The following is a 21293-nucleotide window of genomic DNA, read 5'->3' on the forward strand; positions in this document are numbered from 1 at the left end:
GAACATGCCAGATATGTTCCGCGCCAACAGGCAATTGGGACGAGTGCCTAAATGCTTTTTTCCGACATCTGGTTGGCGATGTAGTCGGCCTGGCGGATCGCCAGCGAGACGATCGTCAATGTCGGGTTCTCGGCCCCGCCGGTGGTGAACTGGCTGCCGTCGGACACGAACAGGTTCTTGATGTTGTGCGCCTGGCCATGCTTGTTGACGACGCCGTCTTCCGCCTTCTCGCTCATCCGGTTAGTGCCGAGATTATGGGTCGAGGGATAGGGCGGCGTCGGGAAGGTCCGGGTGGCGCCGACCGCAGCGTAGAGCGCCTGGCCCTGTTTATAGGCGTGATCGCGCATTGCCGTGTCGTTGGCATGGTCGTCGAAATGGACTTCGGCGATCGGCATGCCATGCTCGTCCTTCTCGTCGGCATGCAAGGTGATGCGGTTTTCCGCGCGCGGCATGTCCTCGCCGACGATCCACAGGCCCGCCATGTGGTCGTAGTGGTCGAGCGCGGTGGTGAAGGAGCGGCCCCAGCCGCCGGGATTGAGGAACGCGGCCATGAACGGCAGGCCGAGTGCGAGCGTCTCCATTTCATAGCCACCGACGAAGCCGCGCGAGGGATCATGACGCGCCTCGTCGCGGATGACGCCGGCCATGGTGGTGCCGCGATACATGTGCACCGGCTTGTCGAAGATGGCGTAGACCGAACCGGTGGTGTGGCGCATGTAGTTCTTGCCCACCTGCCCCGACGAATTGGCGAGCCCGTTCGGGAATTTGGCTGATTCCGAATTGAGCAGCAGCCGCGGGCTTTCGATGGAATTCCCGGCGACGGCGACGATGCGCGCCTTCTGCTCCTGCAGCTTGCCGCCCTTGTCGGCGTAGACGACGCCTGTCACCTTGCCCGACGCGTCATGGTTGATCTTGACCGCCATGGCGTTCGGCCGGACCTCGAGACGGCCGGTCGCCTCGCCCTTGGGGATCTCCGTGTAGAGCGTCGACCATTTGGCGCCCCATTTGCAGCCTTGGAAGCAGAAGCCGGTCTGCTGGCAGGACATGCGGTCGTCACGATCGACCGAATTGATGGCCATGTTGCCGGTGTGGCATTCCTTGTAACCAAGCTTGTCGGCGCCGGCCTTCAGCACCTTGAAGTTGTTGTTGCCCGGCAGCCGCGGCCAGTCATTGGTGCCGGTGACGCCCATCTTGGCTTCGGCCTTGGCATAGTAGGGTTCCATCTCGGCCAGCGTGATCGGCCAATCGATCAGGCTGGCGCCTTCCACCTTCCCGTAGGTCGAAAGCGCCTTGAATTCATGCTCCTGGAAGCGCAGCGAGGCACCTGCCCAGTGGGTAGTCGAACCGCCGACGGATTTGACGATCCAGGCCGGCAGGTTGGGAAAATCCTTCGCCACCCGCCAGTCGCCCGACGTGGTGCGCTTGTCCTTCCAGGCAAGCTGGGTGAAGGAGTCCCACTCGTCGTTGACGAAGTCATCATATTCGTGACGGGCGCCCGCCTCGAGGATGACGACATCGACGCCCTTCTGGGCGAGTTCGTTGCCGAGCGTGCCGCCGCCGGCGCCCGAGCCGATGATGACGACCACGCCGTCATTGTTGAGATCAAATGGTGCTGCCATGGTTTCCTCCCATGATGTCTGACTGAAGCGGTTGAGGACGAACGAGGCTCAGAGCCACTCGATGTCGTCGAAACCGCGCGCGATGTAGCCGCCCTTGGAATAGGATTCGCCCTCGTAGCCGAAGATCGGCCAGACCTCCTTCTGGTTGTAGAGGCTGACGACGAGACCGCCGCGCACGGCCTGGAAGAATGGCGAGGTCTCGATGTCCTTCAGCAGCGCAACACGCTGCTCCTCCCATCCAAGCCCGCGGTAGCCGCCGCTGCCGGCCTTCTTGTCGAGATCGGCGATACCGTTCTCGATGAGATCCTTATGGGCCGGATCCTTACCGGCCTGCTCGTCATGCGCCTTGACGGCGATGGCGTAATACTTGTCGGGCACTTGGTCGTGCGGGTAGATGTCGCGCGCCATCTGGATCAGCGTCGCCATCGTTTCGGGCTTGAGCGCCGATGTCTCCAAGCCCCAGGCATGTTTCGGACTGATGACGGCACTGCCTGAAATGACGAGCAATGCGCTGGCGCCGCCGCGTTTCAGAAGCTCGCGCCGCGACAGTCCGGGCTTCCTCTCATAGATCGTGACCATAATTTCCTCCCTGCTTGCTGTTCGCACCTCAAGAGGTGCCGTTGCTGGCGCCGCGCTGGTTGGCGCGGCGGATAGTCCCCTATTGGAAGCGGCCTCCGCGCTGCAGGACCTCGATCTTGTAGCCGTCGGGATCCTCGATGAAGAAGAAGCGCGCGAGCAATGCACCATCGCGGTTGAACTCGACGATCTTCTTCGGGTTGAGGCCAAGTGCGCCGAGCCGGTCATGCTCGCTGTCCAGATCGGCGACGGAAACCGCCAAATGGCCGTAGCCGTCACCCAGCGCATAGGGTTCCTGCCGGTCCTTGTTGACGGTCAGTTCGACTTCAAAGGGTATGTCGGCATTGCTGAGATAGACGAGCGTGAAGGTTTCGAAATCGAGCCGGTCGGCAACGTCCAGTCCAAAGGCGTTCCGGTAAAAATCGACGGACCGGGCCTCGTCGAGGACCCGGATCATGGTGTGGATCGCCTTCGCCAAATCAGTCTCCGTTGCTGGGTGCCTGGAGCGATTATGGGCGGCGGCGGGAAAAGGTGGTGGCAGCCGGGTACCACGCGAAACTCTCGGGAAGCCCGATGCCATTCCTGCCAAAGACGAAAGTCCGATTGCTGTTTTCTGTTTTCCGACTGAAGATGAGCGACTGCTGAAAGGTGCCGATCTCTGCCGGTCGCGCCCAAAACCAACAAAATGGGAGGTAAGCATGTGCAGGGTTTTTGCCGGGCAGGACCCGGAAGGCTACCGCCAGATCAACCGGTCGATCCGCATCGACGGCCACTCGACCAGTATCCAGCTCGAGGCAACGTTCTGGGCATTGCTCGACGAGATCGCCGACAGCCAGGGTCTGACGACGCCGAAATTCATCTCAAAACTCTATGACGAGGCGATCGAGATCAACGGCCAGATCCCGAACTTCGCGTCGATGCTGCGCACCACCTGCGCGCTTTATCTGCGCGGCCATCGGCCGGAAGAACAGATGACGCCGAAGCGGCAAGCCGCCTAGCTGTCGGCCGCCACCTCGAGCGCCAGCCGCGTCATGTCGGTGAAAAGCGCCTGGCGTTCGGAATAGTCGGTCTGCTCGCCGGTGGTGACATGATCGACCACATTCAGCAGCGACAGGGCGCGCGCGCCGAAATGGGCTGAAATGCGGTAGAGGGCGCTGGTTTCCATATCGACGGCAATCGCCCCAAGCGCCTGCGCTTCGGCAAAGCGGTCGCGCCCGTCGGGGTGATAGAATATGTCGCTGCAGACCGTCAGCCCCGCGCTCCAGACGATGCCAAGGTCGGCGGCCCTTTGCAGCGCCAGCGTATGGAGCGCCGGATCGGGGCCTGCCCGTTCGTACAGTTCGAAGACCTGGCCGCTGCGTTCACTTTCGGCGTGGACGGCACTCGAAATGACGATGCTGCGCAGCGCCACGTCCTCGCTCAGGCCACCGCAGGTCCCTGTGCGGATAAGCGTTTTGACACGATGGAAATCCAGCAGCTCGTGGGCGTAGATCAGGAAGGACGAGACGCCGATGCCGGTCGACTGGATGCTGACCGGCTTGCCTCGAAACAGCCCGGTGAAGCCAAGCGCGCCCCTGCGGCGGTTGACGCAGCGCGGCGCTTCCAGAAAAGTCTCAGCCATCCATTCGGCGCGCTCCGGGTCACCCGGCAACAGCACCGTTTCGGCATAATCGCCCCTGCCAGCCTCATTGTGCGGCGTCACGGCATCTACCCCAATTCCCCGCCGCGTTTTTCGCCGCAATCATGGCAGGCTGGCGTGGATGCGCAAGCGCCCATTGCGAAGCTCCAGTGGCCGGACCTCACTGGTTATGAACGGACGGCTCGTTCTCCGGCGCCGCCACCTGTAAACGGCATGGAACGGGCGTCTGTGTGCTTGTTCACATTCGGGAGGGCACGCGACTATTTATTTTTGCGCAGTTCCGGACGGAAAACCGCTTCGCACTTTTCCTGGAATTGCTCTAGGATTCCAGCACGTCCTTGACGATCGTGGCCAGTTGCTTGAGCGAGAACGGCTTCGGCAGGAAACCGAAATGCGCGTCGGCCGGCAGGTTTTTCGCGAACGCATCCTCGGCATAGCCGGAGACGAAGACGAATTTGATGTCCGGCTGGCGCTTGCGCAATTCGCCAAGCAGCGTCGGTCCGTCCATTTCCGGCATCACCACATCGGAGACGACGATGTCGACCTTGCCGCCGAGCGCCTCGAACACCTCTAGCGCCTCGACGCCCGACGACGCCTCGTGGACGGTGTAGCCGCGCGACGTCAGCGCCCGCATGCCGCCCATGCGCACGGCGTCCTCGTCCTCGACCAGCAGCACGGTGGCCGAGCCCGACAGATCCTTGGCCGTGTCGGCCGCCTTGACAGGGGCCGCCGGCGCTTCGCCGGGCTCGTTCGCCGCCCTCACCTCGGCGACATGGCGCGGCAGGAAGATGCGGAACACCGAGCCCTTGCCCACTTCGGAATCGCAGAAGATGAAGCCGCCCGTCTGTTTGATGATGCCGTAGACCATCGACAGGCCGAGACCGGTGCCCTTGCCGACCTCCTTGGTGGTGAAGAAGGGTTCGAATATCTTCTTCAGCACATCGGGCGCGATGCCGCTGCCGGTATCCTCGACCTCGACCACCACATAATCGGCGGGGGTGAGTTCACGATAGGAGAAGGTCTTGCATTCCTCCGCCGTGACGTTGCGGGTGCGCACGGTGAGGTCGCCGCCAGCCGGCATCGCATCGCGTGCGTTGACGGCGAGGTTCACCACCACCTGTTCGAACTGGCCGATATCGACCTTGACCGGCCACAGGTCGCGGCCATGGTCGACCTTCAGCTTGATGTCGTTGCCGACCAGGCGGGCGAGCAGCATCCTGAGGTCGGCAAGCACGTCGGTGAGGTTGAGCACCTCCGGCCGCAAAGTCTGCTTGCGCGAGAAGGCCAGCAGCTGCCGCACCAGCGACGCCGCGCGGTTGGCGTTCTGCTTGATGTTCATGATGTCGGGGAAGGACGGATCCGACGGCCGGTGATTGGTCAGCAGAAGGTCGGATGCCATGATGATGGCGGTCAGCACATTGTTGAAGTCGTGCGCGATGCCGCCGGCGAGCTGGCCGACTGCCTGCATCTTCTGGCTCTGCGCCATCTGGCCTTCGAGCGCCTTCTGCTCGGTGGTCTCAACGGCATAGACGATGGCCGATTCCTCGGCCCCCTCGCCGCCGGTGCCGTCGGCGACCGCATTGACGTAGAAGCGGATGTGGCGGTCGTCATTGCCGGGCAGCAACGTGTCGATCGGCTCGATGTCGGCCTGTCGTTGCCGTGCCTTTTCGAAGGCGTCGGCAAATGCCGGCCGGTCGCGCTCGTGGATGACCGTGTCGAGCCGCACGCGGCGGTCGACAGCGTCGCGGTCGACAACGGAGGAGAACAGCGACAGGAACGGCGCATTGGTGCGCAGGATGCGGCCGCTGGCGTCGACGCCGGCGATCGCCATTGGTGTCGAATTGAAAAACCGAGTGAAGCGGACCTCCGAGGCGCGAAGATCGGCGGAGGCATCCTCGCCTTGCGTCCGGTTCAGCACGATGGTGCGGGTCGGACTGCCGATGCCTTCGCGGCTCGCCGAAACACGGTGCATGAAACGCACCGGCAGCACCTCGCCGGTCATCGTCGTCAGATCGAGATCGATGACGGCGTTGCGTGTGGTGCCCGGATCGGCCTTGACCGAGCGGACCAGCGCCATGCCGTCGCCGGCGACGATCTCCGGCAGGGAGACGGCGCCGGGCGTGAAACTGGCAAGGTCGATGCCCAGCCATTCCGCGAGCGTCGCGTTGATATAGGTGACACGGCCTTCCTGGTCGGCCGAAAAGAAGCCGGCCGGTGCATGGTCGAGGTGATCGATGGCCTTTTGCAGGTCGAGGAAGAAGCGCTCCTGCTCGGCCCGCTCCTGCGAGATGTCGGCAAGCTGCCAGGCGAGCATGGGCAAGCGCTGGCCGGGCACGGCGAAGGTGCGGGCGCGGGCGCGGTACCAGCGCGCGCCTGGCTCGGCGCCGGGCTTGATTGACTGCGCCAGCCGGAATTCGCCGTCGCCAGGCTGGCCGTCGCGCAGGCCCGATGCCAGACGATAGATGGTCATCGAGGCCTCAGGAACGTCGGAAAGCAGCCCCTCGACCGTCTTGAGGTCGGTCGCCGAGGCAGCACCCGTCATGTCGGCATAGGCGCGGTTGGCGTAGACGACACGCCCTTTGGTGTCGGTGACCAGAAGGCCTTGCGACATCGAATCGACGAAGGCTTTCGACAGCTCGTCGCTGGTCGAGCGGGGCGCGACCTGAACGAAGCCGATTGCGGTGGCGAACAGGAAGCCGACGCCGATCATCGCCAGCACGCCCAGCATTCCAAGCAGGAAGGGATCGCCAAGGCGCTCGCGGAAAAGCCCGAAGATGATCGCGGCGCCGGTCAGGACGGCAATGAAGATGATGAGCCGGGTGACGGCGCCCGGACGCGTGTTCTGATCGACGATAGGTACCGGATAGAAATCGCCGCGCGTTTCCTTGGCCATGTGCCCCCTGCTTGTGAATCCGGTCTACCGGCGCTGCCCGGTTGAATCACATTCTCCTATTCCGGAAAAGGCCCCGGCCGCAAATGTCAGATAAAAATGGCGCCGTCCGGCCATTGCTGTTCCAAGCTGTTCACGAAGCGGAAAGGTAACTTGCGGTGGCCTGCCGCTACAGTCTAGTGTCGCCTCACTTCAAAAGCCGATTGGGGGCACCGATGCTGCAGTGGCTGGATGGCGTAGCGGGTCCTGGATATGTCGCCGCAATCCTGTGGACATTTGCGGCGCTGGTTCTGCTCGTCGTCGTTCTGCTCATCGTCAAGCTTGTCCGCAGCCTGACGTTCGGAACGTTCGTCGCCGGCGGCAGGAACCGCAAGACGCGGCTCGCCGTCATGGATGCCACCGCCGTCGACAGCCACCGCCGGCTTGTGCTGGTGCGCCGCGACGACATCGAGCATCTGCTCCTGATCGGCGGCCCGACCGACGTCGTCGTCGAACGTGACATCCGGCTGGCGGCACCGCGCCGCCCGGCGCTGACCGGAGATGGCGGCCAGCAGCAGGCCCAGGCACCGCGGCCACGCACAGTCCAGCCCGCCCCGGCACCGGCAAAGCAGGCGCCACCGCAGCCAGTTGCGGCCGCTCCGGCCCCTGCCCGACCCCGCCCGGTCACGCCGGCGCCGGCACCGAAACCGGCCGCGCCCAACTATCAGGCGAGCAATGTTACGCCGCTTCCGGCCTATGGGTCGACCATCAACACCGCCAGGCACACCCCGGCGCCGGCAAAGCACGAATCCATCGACGATACGCTGATGCAGGAACTCGAGGTCTCGCTGGACAACTCGCATTCCAGGGCTGCGAGCAAAACGGCGGCCAATGCGCCACCGCAATCGCTCGATGACGAAATGACGAAGCTTCTCGGCGAACTGGCCAACCACAAACGCTAGAGCTGAAGCGCTCTACTCTTTGTTTTTCTGCACTTTTCCCGGTATTGAACAGGACAAACCAGACACAAAAATGGCCGGGAAACCCGGCCATGAAGATGAAACCTGCCTGGTTTTGCAGGTGTCAGTCGTCGCGATAGACCTTCTCGCGGCGCTCGTGACGCTCCTGTGCCTCGATCGACAAGGTCGCGATCGGGCGTGCATCGAGCCGCTTCAGCGCGATGGGCTCGCCGGTTTCCTCGCAATAGCCGTAGGTGCCTTCATCGATGCGCTGCAGCGCCGAATCGATCTTCGAAATGAGCTTGCGCTGACGATCGCGGGCACGAAGCTCGATAGCGCGGTCGGTTTCCGACGAGGCGCGATCGGCGAGATCGGGATGGTTGGCGTTTTCCTGCTGCAGAATTTCGAGAGTTTCGCGCGCTTCGCGCAAAATGTCGGTTTTCCAGGTGACGAGCTTTAGGCGAAAGTAGGATTTCTGCCGTTCGTTCATGAACGGCTCGTCTTCGGAGGGTACGTAATCGGCGGTAACGATGTCGTTCATGCGACTCACCCAACAACCCCAAATTTGGCGCCTATATATTCGCGGACCGAAGCCTGCACAAGCGCAATCGGCGATAGAGTCACGCAAATGTTAGCAGCTGATGGCGGAACCCTTCTGCTGCAAGGGCGCGAGCGAATTCTGACATGATTTGTTGTGCTTGAGTGGCGCCGGCCATTGTGCAGCAGGCCGTTCTGATGACTAATCGGGCGGGTATCTTGTGGCGTGAGGGAGCCGTGAGCAGACTGTACCTGTTGAGGCATGCCAAGGCCGGATGGGCGCTGCCCGGCGTCCGTGACTTCGATCGTCCGCTCGATGCAGCCGGCATGGCCGATGCCGAACTGATGGGCGAGGTCATGCGCGTCCGCAACTATGTTCCCGACATCACCCTTTGCTCTAACGCAATGCGGGCGCGCCAGACGCTGGAAGGTCTGGCCGGGCAGACCGACACCGGCCGCGTGCTGTTCTTCGACACTTTATACAGCGAGGACGCCGCCGGTTACCTCACCCTCATCCGCGACAATGGCGGGCCCGGCTCGCTGCTGGTCATCGGCCACAACCCGATGACGGAGGATCTGGCGATGGCGGTCTCGGGCGACGGCGAAGAAGCCGCCCGCGGCATGATGAACCACGGCTTTCCCACATCCGGTCTTGCTGTCGTGCGCTTCGCCGGCGCCCTTGCCAGTGCCGCGCAAGGCAATGGCTATCTCGAAGCCTTTCTCACGCCTGCCGACCTCTGAGCCATTTCAAACCACGGGTCCAACGCCTATATCGGAGCCTGACAAGCGCCCGAGAGACCCCATTTTGGCATCATCGCTGACCACATTCTCCGACGAAGCCAAGATTGCGCTCGATACAATTTCAGGGCGGGCCGCCGGGCTCTTTTCCCCGTCGCTGCGGCTGGGCGTGACCGGCCTTTCACGCGCTGGCAAGACGGTGTTTATCTCCGCCCTTGTCCACAATCTGATCCATGGCGGGCGCCTGCCGCTGTTCGAGGCGCAGAAATCGGGGCGCATCGCCCGGGCCTTTCTCGAGGAACAGCCAGACGATGCCGTTCCCCGCTTCCAGTACGAGGATCACATAGCGGCGCTGGTCAACGATCGCGTCTGGCCCGAATCGACGCGCGCCATCTCCGAGCTCCGGCTGACCATCGAATTTGAATCAGCCTCCGGTTGGAACCGCATGTTTTCGGCCGGGAAATTGTCGCTAGACATCGTCGACTACCCCGGGGAGTGGCTGCTCGATCTGCCCTTGCTCGGCAAATCCTTCGCCGATTTTTCACGCGAAGCGATGGAGATGGCGGCGCTGCCGGTGCGCGCCGACCTTTCGGAAGGTTGGCGGGCGCTTGCCGCCACTATCGATCCGAACGCCGATGCCGATGAAATGACGGCGCGCCGCCTGGCCGAGAGCTTTGCCGCCTATCTCAAGGCATGCAAACTCGACGAACGGGCGCTTTCGACCTTGCCGCCGGGCCGCTTCCTGATGCCGGGCGACCTCGAGGGCTCGCCCGCGCTGACTTTCTCGCCCTTGCTGGCGCTAGGCGACCGGCGGCCGCGTTCCGGGTCACTGCATGCCATGATGGAGCGGCGTTACGAGGCCTACAAGACGCATGTCGTCAAACCGTTCTTCCGCGAGCACATCACGCGCCTCGACCGTCAGATCGTCCTGATCGACGCCATGCAGGCACTGAATGCCGGCCCCGGTGCCATGGCCGACCTGGAACGCGCCGTCACCGAGATCCTCTCCTGCTTCAGGCCCGGCAGGGGCAATTTCCTCACCGACTTGTTCTCGCGGCGCATCGACCGCATCCTGGTTGCCGCGACCAAGGCGGACCATCTGCATCACGAAAGCCACGACCGGCTGCAGGCGATCGTGCGCCGGCTGGCCGACCGGGCGGTAACACGGGCGAATTTCACCGGCGCCGATGTCGACGTGGTTGCCATGGCGGCCGTGCGCGCGACCCGCGAAGGCACGGTCAAGCAGGGTCGCGAAACCCTGCCCGTCATCATCGGCACACCACTCAAGGGCGAAAGGATCAATGGCGACACATTCGACGGGAAAGCCGAAACCGCCATATTTCCCGGTGACTTACCCGAGAAAGCTGATGCGGTGTTCGATGTTTCCGGGTCGCTGCAACCTGATGCTGACGGGCCGGCGATCCGTTTCGTGCGCTTTCGTCCGCCAAAGCTCGAACGCACGGCAGAAGGTGTTACGCTCTCGCTGCCGCATATCAGGCTCGACCGCGCCTTGCAGTTCCTGATCGGAGATCACCTGGCATGACAGCGCCCCGCAAACCCGCGGCATTCCGCATCGAGGCTGAGCCCGAACCAAAGCAGGAGGCGCGGGAAACGCGCCGTGCCCATGCCGAGCCGCCGCAGACGCGCAAGCCACGCGCCGCAGGGGTTGGCGTCGCAGTCGTCGTGCCGGCCGAGATCGATGTTTTCGACGAACCTGACATCGTCGCCGCCGAACCGCCGCCTGCCACCGCGCCGCGCAAGCGTTCGCTGCTCGGCAGGCTGTTCTTCGGCGCGCTGGGTGTCCTGGTTTCGCTGGCCGTCGGCCTGTGGACCGACCAGCTCATTCGCGACCTGTTCGAGCGCGCCGAATGGCTGGGCTGGCTGGCCGCTGGAATGGCCGCGATCGCTCTGCTGGCGCTGATGGTCATCCTCGCGCGCGAATTCCTGGCGATTGCCCGCCTCGCCGAGGTCGAAAAACTGCAGAAGCGGTCGCTGGATGCCGTGGCGCGCGACGATCCGAAGGCCGCAAGGGCCGTCGTCGACGAGCTTTCGGCCTTTGTCGCGGCAAAACCCGAAACCGCGGCCGGCAGGCGCTCGCTGGCCGAGCTGCGCGGTGAAATCATCGACGGCGGTAATCTGGTGCGGCTGGCCGAGACCGAGATCCTCGGGCCGCTGGATGCGCGCGCCAAGGTCATGATCCTCGAAGCGGCCAAGCGGGTGTCGCTGGTGACGGCGGTCAGCCCGCGGGCCGTCGTCGATGTAGCCTATGTCGTGTTCGAGGCTGGGCGGCTCATTCGCCGCCTGTCGGAACTTTACGGCGGCCGGCCGGGCACGCTGGGCTTCTTCAGGCTGGCGCGCAGCGTTCTTGCCCATCTCGCGGTCACCGGTTCGATCGCCGTCGGCGACAGTTTTGTCCAGCAGATCATCGGCCATGGCCTCGCCGCACGCGTTTCGGCGAAGCTTGGCGAAGGTGTCGTCAACGGCATGATGACGGCACGGATCGGCATCGCAGCAATGGAGACGGCGCGGCCCCTGCCCTTCATCGCCGCTAAGCGGCCGGGACTGGGCGATTTCCTGTCCGCGCTGACATCCTTCGCAACAAAGAAAGAAAGTGAAACATCGACCTCCGGCAAGTGAAGAGACGCCCCGCAGTCACCAAGCATTAACCAATCTTGTTCATGGTCGGAAGTGTTCCAAGAACAGCTTCCTTGTTGCCGGGTGTGGTCGATGAAAAGCGTTATTCTATCCAGCGTCCTGCCTGTCGCGGTCGCGGTTGCAGCCCCTTTCGGCCTCGTTGAAAAGGCGTTTGGCGCGGAACCCGACAAGCAATTCTTTCAATCGGTGGAAGGCAAGTGGGTCGGCCCGGGCGAAATCGTCGCCGGCAAGTACAAGGGCACGAAATTCACCTGCAGTTTCAATGGCTCGACGCCTGACGGCAAGACCGGCATGACGCTCGACGGCGGCTGCCGGGTCGGCATGTTCACCCAGAAAATGTCGGCGTCAGTCGAGCGCAAGGGCCGCGACGGCTACAAGGGCAACTTCATGGGCGGCGCCGCGGGGTCAGGCCTCGACATCATCGGCGGCAATGTCGTCGACGCTCACAAGGTCGTCTTCACCATCAACCGCAACCAGCTGCGCGGTGTCATGCAGGCCCGCATTCCCGACGACAACTCGATGACGGTGACCGTCGCGGTGCGCGTCGACGAGCAGCTGGTGCCGGTCATCGGCATGAGCCTGAAGCGGGTCGATGCGGTCGAAGTCGGCTCCATCACACCGAACTGAGATTCGTAGCGGCCAAGAAAAAAGGCGGCGGCCCACCAGGGCCACCGCCTTCTTCAATTTCCGAACGATCAATCAGCCCTTGATGGTGGCCGTCAGCTCGTCATAGGCCTTGCAGGCTTCGTCCAGCGTCGTGGCGCCCTGATACTTGGTCGTGACCGCCTGCACCTTGGCAGTCAGATCGGCCGCCTTGGACGGATCCTTGGTGATCGCCTCCTGCAGCGCGGTCGTCATGTCCTGCGCCTTCTTGGTCGCCATTTCGGCGGTGCACTCAGGTGCCTTCGAGCAGGCCGAACCGGCAAGCGCCGCAACACCCACGGCAACGAGCAAAAACTTCTTCATGTCAGTCATCTCCTCAAAAAGGGCAGCGACTTGATCGTCGCTCCCCTCCAATGGCCGAAGCCGAGCGTCCCTTAGCCGCTGATTGTGGCGACACGCAACGCGAGTACCGCGTAAACTTGTGTAACGCGGCTGCAACAAGTGCCGAGGCCGCAGCGCCGATTCGCTCTGTTCGATCCCGGCCGAAGTCCCTATCCTTGGCCTCGATTCCGCAGCATATGCGAGGAACCTCCAGGAAACGGAAGAGCAGGCATGGCGGCGGAAGCATCGGGCAGCGAACTCATTCAGGTGGTGGCGCTGCTTGCCGCCGGCGTGGTGGCCGTCCCGATCTTCAAACGCATGGGGCTGGGCTCGATTCTCGGCTATCTCGCCGCCGGCGTAGTGATCGGGCCGTTCGGACTTCGCATCTTTTCCGAATCGGAAGCGATTCTTCATGTCGCCGAACTCGGCGTCGTCATGTTCCTGTTCATCATCGGGCTGGAAATGCAGCCGTCACGGTTGTGGGGCCTGCGCCGTGAGATCTTCGGCCTCGGCGCCCTGCAGGTCGGCGTCTGCGCCTTGTTGCTGACCAGCGTCGGCCTTGCCGGCGGCTTTCCGATCGCGCAATCCTTCGTTGCCGGCGCCGGCTTCGTGCTGACCTCGACGGCGATCGTCATGCAACTGCTGGAAGAGCGCGGCGAAATGGCCACCCCCAAGGGCCAGCGCATCGTTTCCATCCTGCTGCTGGAAGATCTGGCGATCGTGCCGCTGCTGGCGCTGATCGCCTTCCTGGCGCCGGGCGGCGCCGATATGAGCCTGTCGCAGCGGCTGACGGAAGTGGGCATCGGCCTTGCCGCTATAATCGGGCTGGTCGTGGCGGGTCGTTACCTGCTCAATCCGTTCTTCCGCATCCTGGCGGATGCCCGGGCTCGCGAAGTGATGACGGCGGCCGCGCTGCTGGTGGTGCTGGGGTCGGCTCTGGCCATGCAGCTCTCCGGCCTGTCGATGGCGATGGGCGCGTTCCTGGCCGGTGTGCTGCTGTCCGAATCGACCTTCCGCCACCAGCTGGAGGCCGACATCGAACCGTTCCGCGGCATTCTGCTCGGCCTGTTCTTCCTCGCCGTCGGCATGTCGCTCGACCTGCACGTCGTGGCCGCGAACTGGCGAATCGTCGCCATCTATGTCGTCGCCTACATGGTGATGAAGGCGCTCGGCATCTACCTGGTCGCCCGTATGCTCAAGAGCGGCCACCGCGAAGCGCTCGAACGCGCCGTGTTCATGGCGCAGGGCGGCGAATTCGCCTTCGTGCTCTATTCCGCCGCCGCGACGGTCGGCATCATCGACAGCCGCGCCAATGCGACGCTGACCGCGATCGTCATCATCTCCATGGTGCTGACGCCTTTAGCCATCATCGCGCTGCGCTATCTCACGCCGCGCGACGAGCAGTCGCTCGATGGGGTCGACGTCGCCGCGGACCTTTCGGGCAGCGTGCTGGTCATCGGCTTCGGCCGCTTCGGCCAGATCGCCAGCCAGCCGCTTCTGCTGCGCGGCATCGACGTGTCGATCATCGACAATGAGGTCGAGATGATCCAGGCGGCGGCCGATTTCGGCTTCAAGGTCTATTATGGCGACGGCACGCGGCTGGACATATTGCATGCGGCGGGCGCCGGCCGGGCACGCGCGGTGCTGATCTGCGTCGACAAGCCCGAGGCTGCCGTGCGCATTGCCCAGTTGATCAAGGCCGAATTTCCGCTGCTGACGGTGCTGGCGCGCGCCTTCGATCGCGGCACCGCCTTGCAGCTCATTCGCGCCGGCGTCGACTTCCAGCTGCGCGAAACCTTCGAATCGGCGCTTGTCTTCGGCGGCTCCGCCCTGGAGGCGCTGGGTATCGACCCGGACGATGTCGACGAGGTGATCGAGGATGTCCGCCGCCGTGACACCGCCCGCTTCGAAACGCAATTGGCCGAAGGTGTCCGCGCCGGCGCGCGCTTCCTCAAGGGCAATATCGGCACGCCAATTCCGGCGCCGCTGACGCCGCCGCGGCGTGCCGGCCAGGCACTCAACGAGGAGACCGCCGGCGTGCTGCACAAATCCGAGCCTGCCGAGGAGTAAGCAATGACCGAACTGGACAAGCAGGCGCTCTCAGTCGCCAAATTCTGGCGCGATGCCGGCGAAGATGCATGGTTCGAAAAGAACGACGGCTTCGATACCGACTTCCGTGCCCGGTTTCTCGACCTGCACTACGCCGCCGCGCGGCGCGAATGCGATGCCTGGTCGGAGCATGCCGAGGGGTCGCTGGCACTGATGATCCTGCTCGACCAGTTTCCGCGCAATTGCTTTCGCGGCACCGGCCACATGTATGCGACCGACGAGTTGGCCAGGCATTTTTCCGGCAAGGCCATCGCCGCCGGCCATGATCTGGCGCTCGAGCAGGATCTGCGGGTCTTCCTTTATCTGCCCTATGAGCATTCGGAACTGCCCGCCGACCAGGACAAATCGGTTGAGCTCACCACCACCAGGGCACCGGACTATCTGAAATATGCGCTGGAGCACCGTGACATCATCCAGCGCTTCGGCCGCTTTCCGCACCGCAACAAAATGCTTGGCCGCGAGACGACGCCGGAGGAACTGGCGTTCCTCGATGGTGGCGGATTTTCCGGTTGATCTCGGGCAACGTCAGGCCAGCCACCAGTCCCGGCCGGACGGCAATTTCTCTATGCCTGCCGTATCGACGCTGCTCAGCCGCTCCGTCACGCTCTTGCCACCGACGGCAAGCTCCGGCGCGATCTCGGCCAATGGCGCCAGCACGAAGGCGCGCTCCAGCATGCGCGGATGCGGCACTTCCAGGCCGGTCTCGTGGATGATCCGATCACCGAACACCAGGATGTCGATGTCGATCAGGCGCGGCCCCCAGCGTTCCTCGCGCACGCGTTTCAACCGGCGTTCGGCATCGAGGCAAAGCTCGAGCAAGGCCCGCGGCGCGAGCGTCGTGGCGATCGCGGCGGCGGCATTGAGAAAATCAGGCTGGTCGAGCTTGCCCCAGGGTGGCGTGCGGTAGAGCGAGGAGACCGCAACGACACGTGTCTTGTCGTCACCGTCCAGAATGCGCAGCGCGGCCGCCATCGACTTCGCCGGATCGCCGAGATTGCCGCCCAGGCTGAGATAGACGGTGTTATTCTGGCCAGACAACGGTCACCTCGACATGATCGAGCACGCCGGGCACCGGGGCGTTCGGCTTGCGCACGGTGATCTCAGCCTTCTTGATCTGCGGAAACCGCGCCGTCAGCGCCCGTGCCACCTCCAGCGCCAGCGCCTCGATCAGGAAGCGCCGCTGCCCGGTGATGATCTTTTCGATGACCGCGAAGGCGACGCCGTAATTGACGGTGTCGTCGATGGAATCGTCGACCAGCGCGCGGCCGGGCTCAACGGTCAAAGCCGCATCGACATAAAAGCGCTGGCCGAGCGTTTCCTCCTCGTCCAGCACGCCATGGCGGGCAAAGAAGGCGCAGTTCTTCATGCGGATGACGTACATGGCTCAGCTTCCCGGAATTTCGCGCGCCAGCATAGCATCGGTGACAGCCAGAGCGTCCACGTTGATTGCGACATCGTGGACGCGAAACAGGTGCGCGCCTTTGAGCCTCAAAATGACGCTGGTGGCCGCCGTGCCCGCAGCCCTGTCCATCGCGTCGCGACCGGTGACGTTGCCGATGAAACGCTTTCGCGAGGTGCCGGCCATCAGCGGATAGCCCAGCGCGACCAACTCGGAAAACCGCGCCATCAGTTCGAGGTTTTCCTGCGCCGTTTCCTTGGCGAAGCCGAAGCCGGCGTCGAGCACGATCTGGGCGTCGGCAACGCCGCTGGCGTGCGCGATCTCCAGCGATTTCCTGAGAAAGAAGAACTGGTCCTCGATCACGTCCGGCAGTTTTTGCCTGTCGCGCCCGGTGTGCATGATGACCAGCCCGGCCCCCGTTTCGGCGGCAACGCGGGCGATGCCCGGCTCGCGCTGCAGGCCCCAGACATCGTTGACGATGTGCGCGCCGGCGGCGACGGCCAGCCGGGCGGTGTCCTCGCGATAGGTATCGACCGAAATCAGCGCTTCGCCGAGCCCGGCAAGCGCCTCGACGACCGGCAGCACGCGGGCCTGCTCTTCCTCGATCGTCACGGGAGAGGCGCCGGGCCGCGTCGATTCTCCGCCGACATCGATGACTTCAGCCCCCTCCTCGACCATGCGGCGCGTCTGAGCCACTGCCTGCTCGCGGGAGGCGAACAGGCCGCCATCGGAAAAACTGTCCGGTGTCACGTTGAGGATGCCGACGACCACGGCCTTGCCGCCAAGCTCGAGATGACGCCCGTGCGCCAGCTGCCACCGCCTTGTCGTCATCGCCCATCAACCATCTTTGATCCGCCGGAAATCAAATCCGTTGCGCCGGGCACGGCCGTAACGCAAGGTGGCTAAAGAGGCAACCTGATGAAACAACACCTGCTCTGCGCCCTGATGCTCGCCTTGACCGCCCTGCCGGCGGGTGCGGCCAATCTGGTCAAGACCTACAGCTACTTCGCAATTGGCGGTCGCACGCTCGACGATATCGAAAAGCAGCTTTCGAAGAACGGACCGCAGGTGAAGAGCACCGGGTCTAGACATCCCGGCGCCACGCAAATGTCGTTCAACACCCGCGTCAGCTACGCGGAAAAGCCGGGCTCCTGCCGCATCGCCGACGCCATCGTGACCGTGAAGGTCAAGGTGATCCTTCCGGAATGGCGCCGTTCGCGCAAGGCAAGCCCAGACGTGCGGCTGTTCTGGGACACGCTGTTCGCCGACATCAAGCGCCACGAGGAGCGCCATGTCGAGATCGCCAAGAACCATGGCAAGCAGCTCGAGGACGCGCTGAAGGCGAGCTATCCGCAAAAGACCTGCGCGGCGGCAAAGGCGAAGGCAGCCGAGATCACGGCCGCGCAGCTCGCCGCGCACGACCAGGACCAGCTGCGGTTCGATCGCGTCGAGAGCGTCAATTTCGAAAGCCGCATCCTGCGGCTCTTGCGCTACCGGATCGAGGGCATCGAGAAAGGCCGGTTGCCGCCGGCCTGATTTTCGCCCGGTGATGAGCGTAAACGACGCAAGCCAATTTCGCCGAAGCATAGTGCCAGGCCGGAAAAACTTTCGAGCCCCTGTCGAAATCGGCCTAAACAGAACGACATATGTCACGTTCGCAAACGCGGAATCCTCGAAGCACGAGACAACCAATCGACGCGGCAGACGCACCGGACCGGCCAGGCCGGCCGCCCACGGCAGCGCGCCGCACACCCATGAAAGACCAGGACAATGGACAGGCTGTCGACAGACTGACTATGGGAGCGGCATTGCCGCTGACGGAAACCGAGAAGAACGCAATCATCGGCGGCGTGCTGCTGTCGATGCTGCTGGCGGCTCTTGACCAGACCATCGTCGCGCCGGCCCTGCCGACCATTGCGCACGCGCTCGGCCATGCCGAATATCTGCCATGGATCGTCACGGCCTACCTCCTGACCGCGACCGCCATGGCGCCGCTCTACGGCAAGATCTCCGACGTCTACGGGCGTCGCCCGACCATCTATGCCGCGATCCTCATCTTCCTCATCGGATCGCTGGTCAGCGCCATGGCCCCGAATATGCTGGTGCTGGTGGTCGGCCGGGCGATCCAGGGCGCCGGCGGCGGCGGCCTGTTCGCCCTGACACAGACGGTCATCGGCGACCTCGTGCCGCCGCGCGAGCGGGCGCGCTATGCCGCCTGGATATCGGGGACATGGGCGGTCGCCAGCATCGCCGGGCCGCTGCTCGGCGGCACCTTCGCCGAGCACCTGCACTGGTCCTTGATCTTCTGGATCAACATCCCGCTCGGCCTGCTGGCGATGGCGATCATCAACAGGCCGCTGAAGAAGCTGCCGATTGCCGCCAAGCGCCATCGCATCGATGCGCTCGGCGCGCTGCTGCTTGTGGTCGCCACGGCATTGCTGCTGCTGGCGCTGAACTGGGGCGGCAGCGCCTACCCTTGGCTATCGCGCGAAATCCTTGGGCTTGTCGCTTGCTCGGCGGCTTTCTGGGGCGCTTTCGCGCTGCGCCTGCTGCGGGCGGCCGAACCGCTGATCTCGCTCGAAGTGCTCGCCAATCCGATCGTTCGGGCCGGCACGCTGTCCATGTTCCTGCTGCAGGCCGCTAACATCGGCCTGGCCGTCTACCTGCCCGTGTACCTGCAATCGATCGTCGGCCTCTCGGTGAGCCAGTCCGGCACCGCCATGCTCGGGCTGCTGCTCGGCACCGTCGCCGGCGCAACGTTCAGCGGGCGCATGATCCCGCGCTTTGTTCACTACAAGCGGATCGCCATGGTCGGCGTGACCTTCGCCATCCTGTGTCTGGGATTGCTTAGCCTGGTCGCCGGACATGCGTCCCTGCTGGTGGTCGAGCTGCTGACGATGGCAATCGGGCTTGGCACGGGCACGACTTTTCCCGTCGCCACCGTTTCGGTGCAGAACGCGGTCGACCGCATGCATCTTGGCGTTGCCACCGGCGTGCTGACCTTCCTGCGTTCGCTGGGCAGCGCGCTCGGCGTCGCCATGCTTGGCGCCGTCGCTCTTGGCTACGGGTTGCCGCTTGCCGAGGAAGGCTCGCTGACGGCTGGCCAGGTCACCTCGGTGATGCCGTTCGTGATGATCTTCCTGGTCGCGGCCTTCACGCTGGTGCTGGCGTTGGCCACACTCGCGCTGATGCCGGAAAAGCCGCTGCGCGGCCGCGACGAAGCCGCGGCGCCGGTGCTGGCGGAATAGGGCCTCAGCAACCCTCAGTCGTGAACGCCGAGCTTCTTCTGCAGGCTGGTCGACGAAGTGGTGTACTGGAACACGATGCGCTCGCCTGGGCTGACGATGCGCTTGGCCGCCTGCGCCATCAGCGCCACCTCGTGAAAACCCGACAGGATCAGCTTCAGCTTGCCGGGGTACCAATTGATGTCGCCGATGGCGAAGATGCCGGGTACCGAGGTCTGGAATTTTTCGGTGTCGACCGGGATCAGGTTCTCATGCAGGTTGAGCCCCCATTCGGCGATCGGTCCGAGCTTCATGGTCAGGCCGAAGAAGGGCAGCATGCGCGTGCATGGCACCTCGACGTCACCGTCGGGTCCCTTGATGATCGCGGATGAAAGCTGGCCGTCGGCGCCGGCCAGGCCGGTGACCTGGCCGACCTGGAAGTCGAGTTCCTTCATCTCCTGCATGGCGTACATCTTGTTGACGCTGTCCGGTGCAGCCCGGAATTCCGGGCGCCGGTGGACAAGCGTCACGCTCTTTGCCACCGGCTGCAGGTTCAGCGTCCAGTCGAGTGCGGAATCGCCGCCGCCGACGATGACGAGATCATGGCCGCGGAAATCCTCCATGCGGCGCACCGAATAGAAGACGCTTTTGCCCTCATAGGGTTCGATGCCCGGAATGGGCGGTCGCTTGGGTTGGAACGAGCCGCCGCCGGCGGCGATCACCACCACCTTGGCCTCGAACACCTCGTTCTCGTCGGTGGTGACGCGGAAGCTGCCGTCCTCGAGCTTTTCGAGGCTGGAGACCATGCGGTTGTAGGTGAAGTCCGGCTTGAACGGGTGGATCTGCTCGAGCAGCTTGTCGACGAGGCCCTGCGCCGTGATCAGCGGCCAGCCGGGAATGTCGTAGATCGGCTTTTCCGGATAGAGCTCGGCGCATTGGCCGCCGGGGCGGTCGAGAATGTCGATCAGATGGCACTTCATGTCGAAGAGGCCGAGCTCGAACACGGCGAACAGGCCGACCGGCCCTGCCCCGACAATGAGTACGTCCGTCTTGATCGTCTCGGTCATGCCATGTGCCTTGTTGCGGAAACCGCGCGACACTGCATGAGCATGGGCCCGCTGCCAAGCGGCCAAGGCAAAAATCGATTGGAGCGGGCAGATCAGCCCTGACGGGCAGGCACACGCACGACCAGGCCGTCAAGGGCGTCGCGCACCTTGATCTGGCAGGACAACCGCGAATTGGGCTGGACCTCGTAGGCGAAGTCCAGCATGTCCTCTTCCATCGCCTCCGGCTCGCCGACTTCAGCCGTCCAGGCCTCGTCGACATAGACATGGCAGGTCGCGCAGGCACAGGCGCCGCCGCATTCGGCCTCGATGCCGGGCACGGCATTGCGGATCGCATTTTCCATGACGGTCGAGCCGTTTTCGGCGTCCACGTCGAATTGTGTGCCGTCATGGGCAATGAAGGTCAGCTTGGTCATTTGTCACCTGAAGGGAGTTCCAGCCGAGATAATCACTTGGCCGGACAAGTCAACTGCGGCGCGAAAGCGCCGCTTCGTGACGTTTTTTTGGAGAGCTGCGCTTATCGGCTAATGGCGGCGATGAAATCGCGTACTTCCTCGATCAGCACGCCAAGCCGCCCGAGGGTTTTGACGTCCTCCGGCTGCCCCTCGATGGCTGCGGCGCAATCGGCGATGGCGAAGGCCCCCACCCCGCGCGCCGAGCCTTTCAGCCCGTGCGCCAGAAGCAGCCTTTCCTTGACGTCGGCTTCGAGGATCTTGTCGCGTACGGAAAGTGCCTGCTGCACGAACAGCGCCAGCACCTCCTGTTCGAGACCGCGATCGCCCATCGTCTGGCGCGCGAGATGCGCGAGATCCACAGGCCGCGACCGGGCCGTTCCCGACACATCACCGCCGGGCATGGAAAAGGCAATGCCGCTTTCGCCGCGCATGAGAATTGCAGCTCCTTGATGTTTGACTGGCCGGG

23 protein-coding genes are annotated in these 21293 nt (G+C 63.8%); 10 read left to right on the forward strand and 13 right to left on the reverse strand.

The genetic code is table 11. The annotated features are described in order from the left end of the window. Positions 1-47 precede the first annotated feature (47 nt). The 3 genes from DH08_RS08420 to DH08_RS08430 form a co-directional block, all read right to left on the reverse strand. On the reverse strand, positions 48-1619 hold the full coding sequence (locus tag DH08_RS08420) for a GMC family oxidoreductase (protein ID WP_192178878.1): 1572 nt from the start codon (positions 1617-1619) through the stop codon (positions 48-50). 48 nt (positions 1620-1667) lie between these two features. Continuing rightward, positions 1668-2198 carry a gluconate 2-dehydrogenase subunit 3 family protein gene (locus tag DH08_RS08425; RefSeq protein WP_192178879.1) on the reverse strand — a complete coding sequence of 177 codons (531 nt, stop codon included), beginning with the start codon at positions 2196-2198 and terminating at the stop codon, positions 1668-1670. Between the two features lie 79 nt (positions 2199-2277). Further along, positions 2278-2673 (reverse strand): VOC family protein, encoded by a 396-nt coding sequence (locus DH08_RS08430; protein WP_192178880.1) that lies wholly within the window; start codon positions 2671-2673, stop codon positions 2278-2280. 220 nt (positions 2674-2893) lie between these two features. On the opposite strand from DH08_RS08430, the gene DH08_RS08435 reads away from it, so the two are divergent. Next, positions 2894-3193, forward strand: coding sequence for a ribbon-helix-helix domain-containing protein (locus tag DH08_RS08435; RefSeq protein ID WP_006202029.1), 300 nt, complete (start codon positions 2894-2896; stop codon positions 3191-3193). Here DH08_RS08435 and DH08_RS08440 read toward each other — a convergent pair. Together DH08_RS08440 and cckA are read right to left on the reverse strand one after the other, a co-directional pair. Next, positions 3190-3897, reverse strand: coding sequence for a DeoD-type purine-nucleoside phosphorylase (locus DH08_RS08440; protein WP_192178881.1), 708 nt, complete (start codon positions 3895-3897; stop codon positions 3190-3192). The genes DH08_RS08435 and DH08_RS08440 overlap by 4 nt on opposite strands. Positions 3898-4153: 256 nt before the next feature. Continuing rightward, positions 4154-6727: a cell cycle histidine kinase CckA gene (gene cckA, locus DH08_RS08445; RefSeq protein WP_192178882.1), complete on the reverse strand. Its 2574-nt coding sequence runs from the start codon at positions 6725-6727 to the stop codon at positions 4154-4156. Positions 6728-6939: 212 nt separating this feature from the next. Here cckA and DH08_RS08450 point away from each other — a divergent pair, with 212 nt between their 5' ends. Next, positions 6940-7665 (forward strand): flagellar biosynthetic protein FliO, encoded by a 726-nt coding sequence (locus DH08_RS08450; protein ID WP_192178883.1) that lies wholly within the window; start codon positions 6940-6942, stop codon positions 7663-7665. A gap of 121 nt (positions 7666-7786) precedes the next feature. On the opposite strand, the gene dksA is transcribed toward DH08_RS08450, so the two are convergent. Beyond that, positions 7787-8203, reverse strand: coding sequence for an RNA polymerase-binding protein DksA (gene dksA / locus DH08_RS08455; RefSeq protein ID WP_192178884.1), 417 nt, complete (start codon positions 8201-8203; stop codon positions 7787-7789). 233 nt (positions 8204-8436) lie between these two features. On the opposite strand from dksA, the gene DH08_RS08460 reads away from it, so the two are divergent. The 4 genes from DH08_RS08460 to DH08_RS08475 all read left to right on the forward strand — a co-directional run bounded on the left by DH08_RS08460 (position 8437) and on the right by DH08_RS08475 (position 12219). Further along, the gene (locus DH08_RS08460; protein WP_040582717.1) at positions 8437-8940 is read left to right on the forward strand and encodes a SixA phosphatase family protein; all 504 of its coding nucleotides are present in this window, start codon (positions 8437-8439) and stop codon (positions 8938-8940) included. Positions 8941-9004: 64 nt separating this feature from the next. Then, positions 9005-10480 (forward strand): YcjX family GTP-binding protein, encoded by a 1476-nt coding sequence (locus DH08_RS08465; protein WP_192178885.1) that lies wholly within the window; start codon positions 9005-9007, stop codon positions 10478-10480. Continuing rightward, complete coding sequence (locus DH08_RS08470; RefSeq protein ID WP_192178886.1) at positions 10477-11574, forward strand: YcjF family protein; 1098 nt, start codon at positions 10477-10479, stop codon at positions 11572-11574. Before DH08_RS08465 ends, DH08_RS08470 begins: the two co-directional genes overlap by 4 nt. Before the next feature lie 90 nt (positions 11575-11664). Continuing rightward, the gene (locus tag DH08_RS08475; RefSeq protein ID WP_192178887.1) at positions 11665-12219 is read left to right on the forward strand and encodes a hypothetical protein; all 555 of its coding nucleotides are present in this window, start codon (positions 11665-11667) and stop codon (positions 12217-12219) included. Between the two features lie 72 nt (positions 12220-12291). Here DH08_RS08475 and DH08_RS08480 read toward each other — a convergent pair whose 3' ends face one another. Continuing rightward, on the reverse strand, positions 12292-12558 hold the full coding sequence (locus tag DH08_RS08480) for a hypothetical protein (protein WP_006206106.1): 267 nt from the start codon (positions 12556-12558) through the stop codon (positions 12292-12294). 249 nt (positions 12559-12807) lie between these two features. Between DH08_RS08480 and DH08_RS08485 the strand changes: the two genes are divergently transcribed. Continuing rightward, positions 12808-14646 (forward strand): monovalent cation:proton antiporter-2 (CPA2) family protein, encoded by a 1839-nt coding sequence (locus tag DH08_RS08485; RefSeq protein WP_192178888.1) that lies wholly within the window; start codon positions 12808-12810, stop codon positions 14644-14646. A gap of 3 nt (positions 14647-14649) precedes the next feature. Next, entirely contained in the window at positions 14650-15198 is a 549-nt protein-coding gene (locus tag DH08_RS08490; RefSeq protein ID WP_192178889.1) for a DUF924 family protein, read from the forward strand. Positions 15199-15210: 12 nt separating this feature from the next. Here DH08_RS08490 and folK read toward each other — a convergent pair whose 3' ends face one another. From folK to folP, 3 genes are read right to left on the reverse strand one after another with little or no spacing between them, the layout of a single operon-like run. After that, on the reverse strand, positions 15211-15723 hold the full coding sequence (gene folK / locus DH08_RS08495; protein WP_192178890.1) for a 2-amino-4-hydroxy-6-hydroxymethyldihydropteridine diphosphokinase: 513 nt from the start codon (positions 15721-15723) through the stop codon (positions 15211-15213). Beyond that, positions 15707-16066, reverse strand: a complete 360-nt coding sequence (gene folB / locus DH08_RS08500) for a dihydroneopterin aldolase (protein WP_006206102.1) — start codon at positions 16064-16066, stop codon at positions 15707-15709. The genes folK and folB overlap by 17 nt, the downstream gene beginning before the upstream one ends. Positions 16067-16069: 3 nt before the next feature. Then, positions 16070-16915 (reverse strand): dihydropteroate synthase, encoded by an 846-nt coding sequence (folP, locus tag DH08_RS08505; RefSeq protein WP_192178891.1) that lies wholly within the window; start codon positions 16913-16915, stop codon positions 16070-16072. Between the two features lie 87 nt (positions 16916-17002). Here folP and DH08_RS08510 point away from each other — a divergent pair, with 87 nt between their 5' ends. Continuing rightward, the gene (locus DH08_RS08510) at positions 17003-17620 is read left to right on the forward strand and encodes a DUF922 domain-containing Zn-dependent protease (RefSeq protein WP_192178892.1); all 618 of its coding nucleotides are present in this window, start codon (positions 17003-17005) and stop codon (positions 17618-17620) included. Between the two features lie 218 nt (positions 17621-17838). Next, positions 17839-19332 carry an MDR family MFS transporter gene (locus DH08_RS08515; protein ID WP_192178893.1) on the forward strand — a complete coding sequence of 498 codons (1494 nt, stop codon included), beginning with the start codon at positions 17839-17841 and terminating at the stop codon, positions 19330-19332. Positions 19333-19346: 14 nt separating this feature from the next. On the opposite strand, the gene DH08_RS08520 is transcribed toward DH08_RS08515, so the two are convergent. The 3 genes from DH08_RS08520 to DH08_RS08530 all read right to left on the reverse strand — a co-directional run bounded on the left by DH08_RS08520 (position 19347) and on the right by DH08_RS08530 (position 21258). Beyond that, on the reverse strand, positions 19347-20375 hold the full coding sequence (locus DH08_RS08520) for an NAD(P)/FAD-dependent oxidoreductase (RefSeq protein ID WP_192178894.1): 1029 nt from the start codon (positions 20373-20375) through the stop codon (positions 19347-19349). A 92-nt stretch (positions 20376-20467) separates the two neighbouring features. Further along, positions 20468-20788 (reverse strand): 2Fe-2S iron-sulfur cluster-binding protein, encoded by a 321-nt coding sequence (locus DH08_RS08525; RefSeq protein ID WP_006206096.1) that lies wholly within the window; start codon positions 20786-20788, stop codon positions 20468-20470. 101 nt (positions 20789-20889) lie between these two features. Next, positions 20890-21258, reverse strand: a complete 369-nt coding sequence (locus DH08_RS08530) for an Hpt domain-containing protein (protein ID WP_006206095.1) — start codon at positions 21256-21258, stop codon at positions 20890-20892. Positions 21259-21293: the final 35 nt, after the last annotated feature.

This window comes from Mesorhizobium amorphae (assembly GCF_014843845.1).
Taxonomy (GTDB): Bacteria; Pseudomonadota; Alphaproteobacteria; order Rhizobiales; family Rhizobiaceae; genus Mesorhizobium; species Mesorhizobium amorphae_A.

Bases quoted from the DNA above. Each gene is read 5' to 3' on its own strand.
- DH08_RS08420 (WP_192178878.1), bottom strand. From the start codon at position 1,619: ATGGCAGCACCATTTGATCTCAACAATGACGGCGTGGTCGTCATCATC.
- DH08_RS08425 (WP_192178879.1), bottom strand. From the start codon at position 2,198: ATGGTCACGATCTATGAGAGGAAGCCCGGACTGTCGCGGCGCGAGCTT.
- DH08_RS08435 (WP_006202029.1), top strand. From the start codon at position 2,894: ATGTGCAGGGTTTTTGCCGGGCAGGACCCGGAAGGCTACCGCCAGATC.
- cckA (WP_192178882.1), bottom strand. From the start codon at position 6,727: ATGGCCAAGGAAACGCGCGGCGATTTCTATCCGGTACCTATCGTCGAT.
- DH08_RS08450 (WP_192178883.1), top strand. From the start codon at position 6,940: ATGCTGCAGTGGCTGGATGGCGTAGCGGGTCCTGGATATGTCGCCGCA.
- dksA (WP_192178884.1), bottom strand. From the start codon at position 8,203: ATGAACGACATCGTTACCGCCGATTACGTACCCTCCGAAGACGAGCCG.
- DH08_RS08470 (WP_192178886.1), top strand. From the start codon at position 10,477: ATGACAGCGCCCCGCAAACCCGCGGCATTCCGCATCGAGGCTGAGCCC.
- DH08_RS08475 (WP_192178887.1), top strand. From the start codon at position 11,665: ATGAAAAGCGTTATTCTATCCAGCGTCCTGCCTGTCGCGGTCGCGGTT.
- DH08_RS08480 (WP_006206106.1), bottom strand. From the start codon at position 12,558: ATGAAGAAGTTTTTGCTCGTTGCCGTGGGTGTTGCGGCGCTTGCCGGT.
- DH08_RS08485 (WP_192178888.1), top strand. From the start codon at position 12,808: ATGGCGGCGGAAGCATCGGGCAGCGAACTCATTCAGGTGGTGGCGCTG.
- DH08_RS08490 (WP_192178889.1), top strand. From the start codon at position 14,650: ATGACCGAACTGGACAAGCAGGCGCTCTCAGTCGCCAAATTCTGGCGC.
- folB (WP_006206102.1), bottom strand. From the start codon at position 16,066: ATGTACGTCATCCGCATGAAGAACTGCGCCTTCTTTGCCCGCCATGGC.
- folP (WP_192178891.1), bottom strand. From the start codon at position 16,915: ATGACGACAAGGCGGTGGCAGCTGGCGCACGGGCGTCATCTCGAGCTT.
- DH08_RS08510 (WP_192178892.1), top strand. From the start codon at position 17,003: ATGAAACAACACCTGCTCTGCGCCCTGATGCTCGCCTTGACCGCCCTG.
- DH08_RS08515 (WP_192178893.1), top strand. From the start codon at position 17,839: ATGAAAGACCAGGACAATGGACAGGCTGTCGACAGACTGACTATGGGA.
- DH08_RS08520 (WP_192178894.1), bottom strand. From the start codon at position 20,375: ATGACCGAGACGATCAAGACGGACGTACTCATTGTCGGGGCAGGGCCG.
- DH08_RS08525 (WP_006206096.1), bottom strand. From the start codon at position 20,788: ATGACCAAGCTGACCTTCATTGCCCATGACGGCACACAATTCGACGTG.
- DH08_RS08530 (WP_006206095.1), bottom strand. From the start codon at position 21,258: ATGCGCGGCGAAAGCGGCATTGCCTTTTCCATGCCCGGCGGTGATGTG.